We start from the raw sequence: 12,721 nt of genomic DNA, 5'->3' as shown, positions 1-12,721 counted from the left end.
TCGCGTAGTGCGGTCAGGTTCGCGGACAGTTTCGGGGGTACCCCAGGAGTTACCCGGAGCTCACGAAATCTGTCGTTGCGAGGATGGGGTAATCACCCCGGTGGCAAATGGGTGCGCCGGGTCGGGTTGGTGAAGTGGTGCTGGAAGCCTTTGGTGCGGCGGTTGTCCGAGGATTCCGGTGTTGCGGCACGTACCCGTGCTGGCGGTGATCGGTGCAAGGGGGCCGATCACCGCCGGGGGAGTCAGCGTGTCGGGCGGGCTTCCAGGATGCTGTCGGGGGCTGCGGTGTGCACGGTGCGGGTGAGAGTGAATCCGCTGCGGGCCAACAGGTCCCGGAACTCCTGTTCGCTGCGTTCGCGCCCGGTGGCATTGACGAGCATCTCCAGGTCGATGAATTTTCCGGCGTGTGGGCGTCGATGGCCGGGCAGCACGATATCGATGATGAGCACGCACGCATCGGGTTCCATGGCCGCGCGTACCGTCCGCAGAATGCTTTCGGCCTCCGCATCGGACCAGTCGTGAATGATGTGTTTGAGAAGGTAGGCGTCCCCGCCCTTGGGCACGGATTCGAAGAATGATCCCCCCTGTACCGAAAGGCGTTCCGTCAGACCGAGTTTCGCGATCTGTTCGGGCAGTTCGGCGACGACGTCGGGCAGATCGAAGATGATCCCGCGCGCGGCGGCGGTGCGCTCCAGTATCTCGGTGAGCAGACTCCCGTGTCCGCCGCCCACATCGACGAGGGTGCCGAAGCGGCCGAAATCGTATGCGGCGAGCTGGGGTTCGGTGCTGAGGGTGCTGATACTGGTCATGGCCCGGTCGAACATATCCCCGATATCGCGGTGTGCGGCGGCGTATTCGAAGAAGGGCATACCGTCCAGCGCGGGGCCGACCGAATGTCCGGTGCGCACCGCATCGGCGAGGTGTGTCCAGTGGCCGCGATGGAATTCGGATCCGAAGAACAGGAACACATCTCGCAGCGTGACGTCCGCGTCACTGCGCAGCGCCTGCGCTATGCCATTGAGCGCGTATGCCCCGTTGCGGCGCTGGGTGAAGATATCGAAGCTGATCAGGAGCCGCATGAGCCGCCGCAGCCCGTCCTCGTTCACGTCGAGGGCGCGGGCCAGGTCCGCGGGTTGCCGTGGCCCGTCGCGGAGTTCGTCGGCGATCCCGAGTTCGGCGGCGGCGTTGATGGCCTGGGTGAGGAACCCGGTCATATTCAATTCCAGTAGTGCCACATGGCCTGGGACGAGTCGCCGGTGCAGCGCCGCGAGGCCATCGCGGAACCATCCGAGTGCGCGCAGTAGTGGCAGCGGCGGAACTGTTGCGGACGCCATGATCAACTCCAACCGGTTCGACAGCGGAATGCTCGGCTACGGATTGGTTCGAGCCTACGCGCGGGATTCGAGATTGCCGGTCATGCGTTCGAGAACCGAGACTGCGGTGCGGTATTCGGCATCGGTGACGCCCGCGAGGGAGATCTCGCGGAAGGTATTGATGTGTTCGCCGACCTTGACGAGCCGTTCGCGGCCGGTATCGGTGAGCGCGAGGTGTTCGTGGGCCGGGCGGGATGCCCAGCCGCCGGTGAGTACCAGGGTGATGGCGGTGTCGAGCTCGGCGGTGTCGGCATTGGCGACCAGGATGGCGCGCACCTCGTCGTCGGTGACATCGCCGCCGTCGCGCACGACATTGAGGACCTGCCAGGCGAGCCGGGTGATGCCGAATTCGGCGAGCGTGTTATTCATGTAGGTGGTGATGGCGCGATCGGTGCGATTGAGCCAGTAGCCGATGGGCTTCATGAGAATCGTTGTCCTTCAGTGAGATTCGGCGGCGGCATGTTCGGGCAGCAGCCGGTAGACGAGACAGCAGGCGAGGGTGAGGCCGGCGATGAGCAGCAGGCTGGTGGGCGCACCGCCGGAGGTGTGGAAGTAGACGGTGGTGACGGCGGCCGCGCCGATACTGTTGGCGAGCTGCTGGACTGCGGAGAGGGTGCCGCTGGCACTGCCGGATTCGGCCGGATCGATATCGCCGAGGGTGACCCGGAAGATGGTGCCGAAGCAGGCGCCGAGGCCGAGACCGGTGAGCAGGATGGGCGCGATGAGCAGCCATCCGGACAGGTCCGCGCCGTAGTGGTCGGTGAGCGCGTAGAGGATCAGACTGCCGGTCAGGGTGAGCAGCAGGCCGATGAGAACCAGCCTGCGGCCCAGGCGTTCGAGCAGTTGATGAGTGGCGATGGAGGCCACGATAATGCCGACCGCGAGCGGGGCGAGGGCGATCGCGGCCTGAGTTGGTGTGCGGCCCAGCACATTCTGCAGGAACAGCGAGAGTACGTAGAGCAGTCCGGAGGTGGCGGCGAAGTAGATCAGGCCGAGCAGCAGGCCGGAGGTGAAGCCGCGATTGCGCAGCAGCGAGGGTTCGATGAGCGGTGCGGCGGCCCGCCGCTGGCGCAGGCAGAATCCGGCGAAGAAGAGGAATCCGGCGGTGAGCGCCAGGATCGGGCGGCCGGTCCAGCCGTTGGCGGGGCCGTCGATGAGTCCGTAGAGCACGCCGAGCATGGCGGCGGCGAGCAGGGTGGAGCCGAGACCGTCCACGGTGACCGTGCGATCACCGGCGTCGCGGGGCAGCAGTTTGATCGCGAGGACGGTGGCCAGACCGCCCAGGACGATATTGATCAGGAACATGGAGCGCCAGCCGAGGCCGAAAATGTCGGCGTCGATGAGGAATCCGGCGAGAATGGGGCCGCAGATGGCGGAGAGTCCGAGGGCGGGGGCGAAGACGCCGAACGCCTTGCCGAGTTCGTCGCGGGGGAAGATCGCGCCGAGGATGCCGAAGCCCTGCGGTATGAGCAGTGCGCCGAAAGCGCCCTGGAGCAGGCGGAAGACAATGATCGCGGCCGGACCGAAGGCGAGTCCGCAGGCGACCGAGGCGAGGGTGAAGCCGATAATGCCGATCAGGAACAGGCGGCGGCGACCGAATTTGTCACCGAGTCGGCCGCCGACCACCAGCAGGACGCCCATGGCGAGCGCATAGGTCGCGCCGAGCCATTGGACCAGGGATTCCCCACCGCCCAGGTCGGCGGCGATGGTCGGGGCGGCGATGGTGGTGATGGTGGAGTCGAGCAGATCGAGGATCTCGGCGAAGAGGATGACGGCGAGTACGGCCCAGCGGGCGCGGATCGCGGAGCGTGGCGTGGCGGCCAGCGGGGTGGACATGAGATGCCTTGGGGGGAGCGGGGTCTCGCTGATGCGAGACCGGAATCAATTGCGCGAGAACGCGGATGCGTGCTCGTGGACCCACTGGGTGAAGGTGCGGGCGGGGGTGCCGAGCAGGGAATGGGTGGTATCGGCAATGGGGGCCGGGCGCTGGGTGGCCGCAGCCCAGAAGGCCAGCAGTGAATCGGCCATCTCGGTGGGCATGTGCTGGATGAGCTGGGCGCGAGCGGCCTCGGGGGTGATATCGGCGACCGGGATGTCGCGGTCGAGCACCTCGGCGAGAACGGCAAGCTGGGCGCGGAAGGTGAGCGCCTCGGCGCCGGTCAAATGGTACGTGCCGCCACGCAATTCGTGGCCGGTGAGGGCGGCGAAGGCGATATCGGCGATGTCGTCGGTGTGGATGGGCGCGACTTCGGCATCGGCGTAGGCGTGCTCGATGGGCATGCCGTTGCTGATGAACCAGGCCCAGCCGAGGGCATTGCTGGCGAAGGCGTCGGGGCGCAGCACGGTCGTGGGGATGCCGGAGGCGGCGAGGGCATGCTCGACCTCGAGGTGGTGTGCGCCGAGGGAGTCCTCGGCGGCGTTCGGGCCGAGCACCGAGGAGGAGGAGATGAGCACGATGTGCTCGACCCCGGCGGTGCGGGCGGACTTGACGAAGGAGTCGATACCGGCGGGCTCGGCGTAAAGCAGCACCTGCGTGATGCCGTTGAGCGCGGCGTCGAAGGTTTCGGGGGCGTCGAGGCGCAGCTCGGCGGTCTGGACACCGGCGGGGACGGTGAGGGTGCTCGGGTCGGCGCTGGCGGCGCGGACCGGGAGACCGGCGGTGTGCAGCTGGGCGATGAGCGACTGGCCGATCTTGCCGCGAGCGCCGGTGACGAGGGTGGTCATGAGGTTCTCCATCGGATGGCGATTCTGTGTTTGTGTACATATGCATGTTGTCATGCATGCAAATGTAAGTCAACACATGTCTTCGATTGGGCATGGATATACGATGTGCATATGAGTGCACAGGACCCCCGTACCCCCGATGAGCTGCTCAATGCCGTCGGCCCGGCCTTCGGTAAACTGCGGCGGACCTCCCTGCTCGAGGTCGAGAACCCCATCTCCGCAAAGGATTTGAGCCGCACCCTGGTGCTGAATCTGGTGCTGGAGAACAGTCGAGAACCCGGTGCGGAGGTGACGGTCGGCAAGGTCGCCGAACTACTCGGCACCGATCCTTCGGTGGCCAGCCGCATGGTCAGCGACAACATCAAGGCCGGGTTCCTGGTGCGCGCCGCATCGCAGCAGGACGGGCGCCGCACGGTGCTGGAGCTGAGCCCGCAGGGGGTGGAGTTGATGACGCGGTTCCGCAAGCATCAGCGCGACGCCTACGACTACATCACCGCGGAGTGGACCGAGCAGGAGCGGCTCACCTTCGCTCGGTTGATGTTGAAGTACGTCGATTCCCTCGACGCCCTCAAGGATCGCGGGCTCGCCAAGGACGCCTAAGGTCGGCGACTGCCGTTGCGGCGCAGCCGGATGAGACGTGGTGGCGGCCTGCTACGAGGGTGTGGCCAGGGCGAAGGGCAGGACGGCGTCCGCGCCCGCGGCGCGCAGGGTGCGTGCGGCCATGGTGAGGGTCCAGCCGGTATCGGTGAGGGTGTCCACCAGCAGGACGGGACCGTCGACATCGGTGAGATCCGGTGTCTCCCAGGCATTGTGCAGTGCCGCGACCCGGTGTGCGGAGTTGACCGCGGAGACCGGCGGCATATCCGGGCGCAGGTACAGGGTGCCCAGATCGCGCAGTCGGCCCACCTCGGCCAGGCGCGCCGCGAGCGAGGCGGTCAGCAGTGGGCGGTGGGGTGATTCCAGGGCGATGACCGTGGTGGGGCGCTGCGCCCAATCCCATTCGCGCAGTACGGTGGTGCAGGCGCGGAAGACCTCATCGGAGATCGGCGCGTCGGGTGCGTCCAGCAGGGCGCGGAGCCGCTGACCCCAGCCGAGATCGCTGAGGCGGCCCAGTACGCGTCCGGTCTCCGCCCCTTGGGTGATCTTGCCGGACAACGGGATTCCGAGTTTGGCCATACCGGTGGGCCACTGTTTGCGGGGTGCGAGGTCGATACCGGGGCGATCCAGGCGGGCGCGAATGGCGGCCAGATCGGTGGCGTCCACCGCGGTGTCCTGGCGGGTGCCGGTGCAGTTGTCGCAGCGACCGCAGCCGGGCGTGTCGGCTTCCAGGCCGGGATCGTCGAGTTGTCCGCGCAGGAAGTTCATCCGGCAGGCGTCGGTGGACTGGTAGTCGATCATGGCCTGCTGCTCGGCATTTCGGGCAATGCTCAGGCGCTCATAGCGTTCGGTGTCGTACTCCCACGGCTGACCGGTATTGATCCAGCCGCCGCGCACCCGCTGGACCGCGCCGTCCACATCGAGCACCTTGAGCACCATCTCCAGCCGGGAGCGGTTCAGCTCCACCAGGGGTTCGAGGGCCGCGGTCGAGAGCGCCCGATCGGAGTTCAGGGCCGCCAGCACCGAGCGGACGATATGTTCGCGCGGGAAGGCCACCGAGGCGAAGTAACTCCAGATCTGACGGTCCTCCGGTCCGGGCAGCAGTACCACCTCGGCGCGTTCGGTACCGCGGCCCGCACGGCCGACCTGCTGGTAGTACGAGATGGGGGAGGAGGGCGCACCGACATGGACGACGAAGCCGAGATCGGGCTTGTCGAAGCCCATTCCCAGGGCGGAGGTGGCGATGAGCGCCTTGACCTCATTGCCCAGCAGCGCGGCTTCCAGGGCCTCACGCTCGGTGGGATCGGTCTGGCCGGTGTAGGCGGCGACGTGATGTCCGTGTGAGTTCAGTACGTCGGCCAGATCGTGTGCCGCCGCCACGGTGAGCGCGTAAACGATTCCGCTGCCGGGCAATTCGTGCAGTCTGCGACTGAGCCAGGCGGTGCGCTCCACGGCGTCGGGAATGCGCACCACGGACAGGTGCAGCGATTCGCGATCCAGGCCGCCGCGCAGCACCAGGGTGTCGTGGCCGATCTGCGTCGCCACATCGGTGACCACGCGGTCATTGGCGGTGGCGGTGGTGGCCAGCACCGGCACATCGGAGCCGAGATCGGCTATGAGCGTACGGATTCGGCGATAGTCGGGCCGGAAATCATGCCCCCAGTCCGAGACGCAGTGCGCCTCGTCGATCACCACCAGCCCGGCGTCGGCGGCCAGTTTGGGTAGCACCGCATCGCGGAAATCCGGATTGTTGAGCCGCTCCGGGCTCACCAGCAGGACATCCACCTCGCCCGCCGCGACCTGGGCGTGGATCTCGTCCCACTCGGTGACATTGCCCGAATTGATGGTCGCGGCAACAACCCCCGCGCGCTCGGCGGAGGAGACCTGATTGCGCATGAGCGCGAGCAGTGGTGACACGATAACCGTCGGCCCGCGCCCCGCCGCCCGCAGCAGTTTGGCGGCAATGAAGTACACCGCCGATTTACCCCAGCCCGTGCGCTGCACCACCAGTGCCCGCCGCCGCTGCACCACCAGTGCCTCGATGGCCACCCACTGATCCTCGCGCAGCCGCGCAGCCGGCCCGGCGAGCTCGCGCAACAACCGCTCGGCATCCTCTCGCAGGTCGCTGGAGGTTCCGGTTCGGTTCGCGTCGGTCGAGGTCACGCGCTCCATCGTGCCTCACCGCACCGACACGACCCAGCCTGACCGCAACCTCGCACCCCGGCACGCCGTGGGCGTGGGGTGTGTCGAGGAATCGCGGATGCCATCCGCCCCGGTCGAGGGCTCGACTGAGCCCCTTCGCCCAAGCCGACCTGGCGGGCAAGGCGGATCGTCTACTATCGGCCTCGTTCGTCAGTTTCTGAAACGTCAGGAATTCTCTTGTCGGTTGCTCGTATCACCGCCATTGCCGCGGCCGTGACCATGTCCTGCGCCGCGGTCGCCGCCGGAAGCGCGAATGCCGCCGCCCAGTCCTACGGCACCATCGCGGTCTCCAAGCTCAAGAACTCCGGTGTCGTCACCGCCGGCAATAGCAAGGTCACCGCCGATGCCGCCGCTATTCGCGACTGCGCCAACTATGACTGCGATATCGTCTTCCGCTTCACCGACGGTTGCGGTGCGCTCGCCCGGGGAGCGGATGGCACATTCGGTTGGGCCGCAGCGGGTTCCCGCGAGGAGGCCGAGGCCGCGGCGGTCGCCGGACTCGGCCAGAGCAATCCGCCCTTCCCCGACTTGGGCAGTGCCAGTCCGCAGGCCGCCAAGGTCGTGGCCTCGACCTGTACCGGCAACATTCAGTAGATGTGGACAGCGGCGGTCGAATTACCTTCGACCGCCGCCGGTTTCGGCTACCGCCCGTAGCGGGCCTGGTAGGCCGCCCGTTCGGCGGCACGCTGTGAAGCCCTGGTGGGATTCTCCAGATCGGCTGGGAGTCCATGCTTTTCGAGGCGATGTGCTCGATTCATCGGCATGTACGCGATGATGTAGAAGCCCGCCAGCAGTACGGCCAGCAGAATCATCGCCCCGCGCAGCCATAGTTCGCCGGGGAAGAGCAGGAAGGCCGCGAAGATCGGCAGCAGCGGGAACAGCCCGCGCACCAGATGTCGTGGTACCGCGAACTTTCCGGTCAGATCATTGCGGACCCACTCCTCGAGCGAGTCCGGCAGCCGCATGCCGCAGGAGTAGCCGACCCACTGGATGGGGTTGGGGTGCTTCATCTCCGGGTTCCCTTCGCCGTCTCCGTCGTGCCGGACAGCACCGACCGCCGGGCCGCATCGTTCACGCGGGTGAGCACCGCGCGCAGATCCTCCAGATCGGCCAGGCTCACACCGAGTCGCTCGACCACCGCGGGCGGAATCCGCTCCGCCTCGTTGCGCAGTTCGCGCCCGGCCGCGGTGAGATCGACGACCAGATTGCGCTCATCGTGGCTGTCCCGCCGCCTGGTGATGAGCCCGGCGGCTTCGAGTCGCTTGAGCAGCGGTGACAGCGTCGGGGAATCGAGTTGGATGGCCTCGCCGATATCCTTGACCGACATCGGAGCCTCACCCCACAGCGCCAGCATCACCAGATACTGCGGATGGGTGAGCCCCATCGGTTCGAGTAGCGGCCGGTAGACGGCCAGCACCGCGCGATTGGCGACCGCCAGCGCGAAGCAGACCTGCCGGTCCAAGCGCAGCGGATCCTCGACGTCCTCCACGAACCCTCCTCGGTCGATACCGTTAGGGCAATAATACTTAACGCACTAACTATTGGCACGCGATCGAGTGGGTTGTTCGGATCACACCTGGTTCATCTGTTGGACCATGGCGACGACCCGGTTCGTATCCATGTAGTCGCGGAAGAGCGTGACCTGACCGTCGTGAACCCGGACCACATTGACCGAGGTGCGCACTCGGGCCCGCTCCGCACCGGGCCGGGTCAGGTCGACATCGTTCTCCACCCAAAGGGTTTCGGGATCGGAGGTCTGGTAGACGGTCGGGTGGATGCCGTGGATCACGACACCGGAGAGTCGCTGTGGCGACCACCAGCGCTCCAGATGTGCGCGGATCTCCTCGCGGCCCTGGAATCGGCTCGGGAAGCCGGGGATGACGAAGGGGATCTCGAAGACGGCCTCGGGGGCGAAGAGGGCGACGAAGGCTTCGGCGTCGCGTTCGGGCAGTACTCGAAAGAGTCGTTCAACCAGTTCGCGAGGGGTTTCTGCGGTAGTGGTCATGAGGTCTCCACGGTGTCGGAATTAAACGGAACGTGCGACCCGGTTAGTATTCGGGGCGCTCGCCCCGCTTGTCAATGGGTAGGCTGCGGGAGATGACCGAACGCCCGCTCCGCGCCGACGCCCGCCGCAATCGCGAACGGGTGCTCGCCGCCGCGCAGGAAGCCTTTGCGGCGGAGGGTATTTCGGTACCCCTGGACGAGATCGCGCGGCGAGCCGGGGTCGGCGCGGGCACCGTGTATCGCCACTTCCCCACCAAGGAAGCGCTTTTCGCGGCGGCGATCGTGGATCGGGTCGATCGGATGACCGGGCGCGCACGGGAGGGACTGGCCGGCGCGGATCCGGGCGCGGCCTTCTTCGCCTTCCTGAGGCAGATGGATTCCGGCGGTGGGGTCAAGCGTGATCTCGCCGATGCGCTCGGACCCCAGGGCGCGCATACCTACGAGGGCCCGACCCGAGAGTTGCAGGCCGCGATCGGCGAATTGCTCTCCCGCGCACAGCGGGCCGGTGCGGTTCGTCCGGATATCGGGATCGACGATCTCCTGTCGATCCTGAAGGGTTTCTTCATCGCCGTCCATATGGACGGTATGGATTCGGCGCGACGTGAACGCACCTTTGCCGTGATCCTGGATGGTCTGCGCATTTGAAACGCGGTCAACGGCTGTGCTGTCGTTGAATTGGGCGAATCGCTGACGGACTTATTCGGCTTTCCGTGGTTTTCGCTTGTCCGGATGCTTGGATGCACTTTGTGCTGAATGGTTGCCACTCTTCGGACTGACAGGAGATTCGGACCCGATGAAGCGTGTGTTCCGCACCGGTGCGATTGCGACCGGTCTCGTTCTCGCCGCCTGCGCACAACAGGCGCCCGCTGTTCAGGAGCTCCAACTCCCGCCGCGCGGTATGACCATCGGCATCAAATTCGATCAACCCGGACTCTCCACCCGGACCGCGGGCGGTAAACCGCAGGGCTTCGATGTGGATACCGCCGTCTATATCGCCGGGAAGCTCGGTGTCGGTCCCGAGCACATCACCTGGCGCGAGGCCCGCTCCGAACAGCGCGAAAACCTCTTGACCAGTGGTGCGGTCGATTTCGTCGTCGCCTCGTACTCGATAACCGCCGGCCGCCGGCAGCTGGTCTCCTTCGCCGGGCCGTATTTGATGGCCGGGCAGGACCTATTGGTCCGGGAGGGCGAGAGAGCCATCGAACGACCCGAAGACCTCAATGGCCGCACCGTCTGCACCGCCGAGGGCTCCACCTCCGCGGAGAAGATTCGCCGAAGTTTCGCTCGCACGGTAAAACTCGGTACCCGCGACACCTACGCGCAATGCGTCGCCGACCTGATATCCGGCACCGTGGACGCCGTCACCACCGATGATGTCATTCTCGCCGGATTCGCTCGGGAACATCCCGGTGTGCTGCGATTGGTCGGACATCGCTTCACCCGTGAACGCTATGGCGTCGGCATCAGAAAAGGCGATCTCGACCTACAGTCCCGAATTACCGATGCGATTCGCATGATGGTCGACGACGGCAGCTGGCGTCGCGCCATGCAGGTCCATCTCGTCGCCGATGGCTACCAACCACTTTCGCCACCCACCGTATTCAACGCACCCGACAAAGCTGTCGCCCCCGGCGACCCCACCACCCTCGACCCCGAATTGGTCAGCACCGCCCGCGCTGTCGCCGCCACCTCCAACGCTCGCGATTGGGAAGGCTTCCGCTCCCTGGTCTGCCCCGAGAACGCCGACGCCATAGACGAAATCGTCCTGCAATACACCCCGCAGTACGACCGGGATATCGGCACCGAGGTCAAATCCGCCGGTTTCACCAACAATGTCACCGGCATAACCCAAAACGACCCCGACTCCGCGACCTTCATCCTCCGCGAATCCTTCACCAACGTCCCCGAGAAATACAGCCACTACTTCAAGGACATCGACTACACCGGCACCATGGTCCGCCGCGCCGGCGCCTGGAAACTCTGTTCCCTGACAGCTGATTTCGTCGAACCCTGAGGTTTACGGGCGGCCCGGCACGCGGAAAATGCGATGCGCTCGGCCGGACCGCCACCTACGGTGAAGGGCAATCCGAAGGAAGGAATGTCCAATGTTTCCCGTCGAGCTGCGCGGTACCCGAGCGCAGACCCTCATGTGGGCCCATGAGTACGAGGTCGAGCCCGCCGCCCTGCAGCAGCTGCGCAATATCGCCGCGCTGGAGTGGGTATACGGGGTACGGGTCATGCCGGATGTGCACCTCGGCAAGGGGGCCACGGTCGGCTCCGTCATCGCTATGCGGGAGGCCGTTTCGCCCGCCGCGGTCGGGGTCGACATCGGCTGCGGGATGGAGGCCGTGCGTACTTCGCTGAAGGCTTCCGATCTGCCCGACAATCTGCATGCGCTGCGCTCGCGGATCGAGGCGGCGGTTCCGGTCGGCTTTGCCGCACATCAGGATCCGGTGAATGTGAATCGGCTCAATGCCGAGGTCTCCGGACACCGCGCGAGTAATACCCTGCGTTCGGGGTGGGACCGCTTCTGGAAGTCCTTCGATGCGTTGGATCCGGCCGTTCGGTCGCGGGAATCCAAGGCGCACAAGCAGATGGGGACGCTGGGCGGAGGGAATCACTTCTGCGAGGTATGTCTGGATTCAGACGGGCAGGTGTGGGTTCTGCTGCATTCCGGAAGCCGGAATATCGGTAAGGAATTGGCGGAGCGGCATATGGCTGTTGCGCGAGCCCTGCCGCATAACCAGGATCTGCCGGATCGGGATCTCGCCGTATTTGTTTCCGGGACACCGGAAATGGATGCGTATCGGCGCGATCTGACCTGGGCGCAGGAGTATGCGGCGCGGAATCGTGCCGTCATGCTGGCACTGGTCTGCAAGGCGGTGCGGGATGAATTCTCCGAGCGTGAGGTGTCTTTCGATCAGCCGATCTCGTGCCACCACAACTATGTGGCAGAGGAGATTATCGATGGGATGAAGATGCTGGTTACTCGTAAGGGTGCGGTTCGGGCCGGGACGGGTGATCTGGCATTGATTCCGGGGTCGATGGGTACTCGATCGTATGTGGTTCGGGGCAAGGGGAATCCGGACTCGTTCTACTCGGCATCGCATGGGGCGGGACGGCGGATGAGCCGGAACGCGGCCAAGCGGCAGTTCACGGTTGCCGACCTCATTCGGCAGACCGAGGGGGTGGAGTCGCGCAAGGATGCGGGGGTCGTCGATGAGATTCCGGCCGCGTACAAGGACATCGATCAGGTGATCGCGGCGCAGGGGAATCTGGTGGATGTGGTGCATACGCTGCGACAGGTGTTGTGCGTCAAGGGATGACCGCTATCGGCGTCGGAGGGTTGCGGCTCCTCCGGCGCCGATGAGCAGAATGCCGACTATCAGTGGGAATCCGGTTTGCAGCCATTGGAACAGGGCGATATGCATATCGTCGGAGACCGGGAGGTCGCCGATCAGGCGGAAGGTGTCGTCGGGGAAGATCAGGTAGATGATTCCCGGCAGTACGCCCCAAACCAGCCCTGCCACAATGGTTCCCGCCGCTGAATAGGCGGCCAGCGCCGCCACCAGCAGGAACAGCACCGCCGCCACCAGGATCTGCAGGGTGGCGCCCAGGCGGTCGGTGAGATCGCCGAGGATCACCCACTGCCGGGTTCCGGCGGCCCCGCGCGCCGCGAAGCCGATACCGATCGGCGTCACTATGAGACCGATGAGCGCACCGGCGATGGTTCGCGAAAACCCTCCACTGCTTCGAAACTGCGCCCCCGGCGGAGTCCACCCCGCGGGTGACGGAAACTTCTCCGGCATCACCGTCTCCCT

14 protein-coding genes are annotated in these 12,721 nt (G+C 65.8%); 5 read left to right on the top strand and 9 right to left on the bottom strand.

The window, feature by feature from the left end; translation table 11 throughout:
- Positions 1 to 242 precede the first annotated feature (242 nt).
- The 4 genes from OHB26_RS02620 to OHB26_RS02605 are packed head-to-tail and all read right to left on the bottom strand — an operon-like array spanning position 243 to position 4,097.
- On the bottom strand, positions 243 to 1,334 hold the full coding sequence (locus tag OHB26_RS02620) for a methyltransferase (protein WP_330182639.1): 1,092 nt from the start codon (positions 1,332 to 1,334) through the stop codon (positions 243 to 245).
- Positions 1,335 to 1,388: 54 nt separating this feature from the next.
- Positions 1,389 to 1,796, bottom strand: a complete 408-nt coding sequence (locus OHB26_RS02615) for a MarR family winged helix-turn-helix transcriptional regulator (protein WP_330182638.1) — start codon at positions 1,794 to 1,796, stop codon at positions 1,389 to 1,391.
- Positions 1,797 to 1,811: 15 nt separating this feature from the next.
- Positions 1,812 to 3,209: a DHA2 family efflux MFS transporter permease subunit gene (locus OHB26_RS02610; protein ID WP_330182637.1), complete on the bottom strand. Its 1,398-nt coding sequence runs from the start codon at positions 3,207 to 3,209 to the stop codon at positions 1,812 to 1,814.
- A gap of 45 nt (positions 3,210 to 3,254) precedes the next feature.
- A complete protein-coding gene (locus OHB26_RS02605; protein WP_330182636.1) occupies positions 3,255 to 4,097 on the bottom strand; it encodes an NAD(P)H-binding protein in 843 nt (280 codons plus the stop codon).
- Positions 4,098 to 4,208: 111 nt separating this feature from the next.
- Between OHB26_RS02605 and OHB26_RS02600 the strand changes: the two genes are divergently transcribed.
- On the top strand, positions 4,209 to 4,697 hold the full coding sequence (locus OHB26_RS02600; RefSeq protein WP_330182635.1) for a MarR family winged helix-turn-helix transcriptional regulator: 489 nt from the start codon (positions 4,209 to 4,211) through the stop codon (positions 4,695 to 4,697).
- 51 nt (positions 4,698 to 4,748) lie between these two features.
- Here the strand turns inward: OHB26_RS02600 and OHB26_RS02595 are convergent, their stop codons facing one another.
- Positions 4,749 to 6,866, bottom strand: coding sequence for a RecQ family ATP-dependent DNA helicase (locus OHB26_RS02595; RefSeq protein ID WP_330182634.1), 2,118 nt, complete (start codon positions 6,864 to 6,866; stop codon positions 4,749 to 4,751).
- A gap of 207 nt (positions 6,867 to 7,073) precedes the next feature.
- Between OHB26_RS02595 and OHB26_RS02590 the strand changes: the two genes are divergently transcribed.
- Positions 7,074 to 7,490, top strand: a complete 417-nt coding sequence (locus OHB26_RS02590) for a DUF4189 domain-containing protein (RefSeq protein ID WP_330182633.1) — start codon at positions 7,074 to 7,076, stop codon at positions 7,488 to 7,490.
- A 47-nt stretch (positions 7,491 to 7,537) separates the two neighbouring features.
- Here the strand turns inward: OHB26_RS02590 and OHB26_RS02585 are convergent, their stop codons facing one another.
- The 3 genes from OHB26_RS02585 to OHB26_RS02575 form a co-directional block, all read right to left on the bottom strand.
- Entirely contained in the window at positions 7,538 to 7,906 is a 369-nt protein-coding gene (locus OHB26_RS02585; RefSeq protein WP_330182632.1) for a DUF5313 family protein, read from the bottom strand.
- Positions 7,903 to 8,385: a MarR family winged helix-turn-helix transcriptional regulator gene (locus OHB26_RS02580; RefSeq protein ID WP_330182631.1), complete on the bottom strand. Its 483-nt coding sequence runs from the start codon at positions 8,383 to 8,385 to the stop codon at positions 7,903 to 7,905. Before OHB26_RS02580 ends, OHB26_RS02585 begins: the two co-directional genes overlap by 4 nt.
- Positions 8,386 to 8,466: 81 nt before the next feature.
- Complete coding sequence (locus OHB26_RS02575; RefSeq protein ID WP_330182630.1) at positions 8,467 to 8,901, bottom strand: nuclear transport factor 2 family protein; 435 nt, start codon at positions 8,899 to 8,901, stop codon at positions 8,467 to 8,469.
- 92 nt (positions 8,902 to 8,993) lie between these two features.
- Between OHB26_RS02575 and OHB26_RS02570 the strand changes: the two genes are divergently transcribed.
- From OHB26_RS02570 to OHB26_RS02560, 3 genes are all read left to right on the top strand, one after another.
- Positions 8,994 to 9,545 (top strand): TetR/AcrR family transcriptional regulator, encoded by a 552-nt coding sequence (locus OHB26_RS02570; RefSeq protein WP_330182629.1) that lies wholly within the window; start codon positions 8,994 to 8,996, stop codon positions 9,543 to 9,545.
- Positions 9,546 to 9,693: 148 nt separating this feature from the next.
- The gene (locus OHB26_RS02565) at positions 9,694 to 10,914 is read left to right on the top strand and encodes a glutamate ABC transporter substrate-binding protein (protein WP_330182628.1); all 1,221 of its coding nucleotides are present in this window, start codon (positions 9,694 to 9,696) and stop codon (positions 10,912 to 10,914) included.
- A 91-nt stretch (positions 10,915 to 11,005) separates the two neighbouring features.
- Positions 11,006 to 12,226, top strand: a complete 1,221-nt coding sequence (locus tag OHB26_RS02560; RefSeq protein ID WP_330182627.1) for an RtcB family protein — start codon at positions 11,006 to 11,008, stop codon at positions 12,224 to 12,226.
- A 3-nt stretch (positions 12,227 to 12,229) separates the two neighbouring features.
- Here OHB26_RS02560 and OHB26_RS02555 read toward each other — a convergent pair whose 3' ends face one another.
- Positions 12,230 to 12,709: a hypothetical protein gene (locus OHB26_RS02555; RefSeq protein WP_330182626.1), complete on the bottom strand. Its 480-nt coding sequence runs from the start codon at positions 12,707 to 12,709 to the stop codon at positions 12,230 to 12,232.
- Positions 12,710 to 12,721: the final 12 nt, after the last annotated feature.

Source organism: Nocardia sp. NBC_01503, assembly GCF_036327755.1.
Classification (GTDB): Bacteria; Actinomycetota; Actinomycetes; order Mycobacteriales; family Mycobacteriaceae; genus Nocardia.
This window is presented reverse-complemented; position numbering and strand designations above follow the sequence as displayed.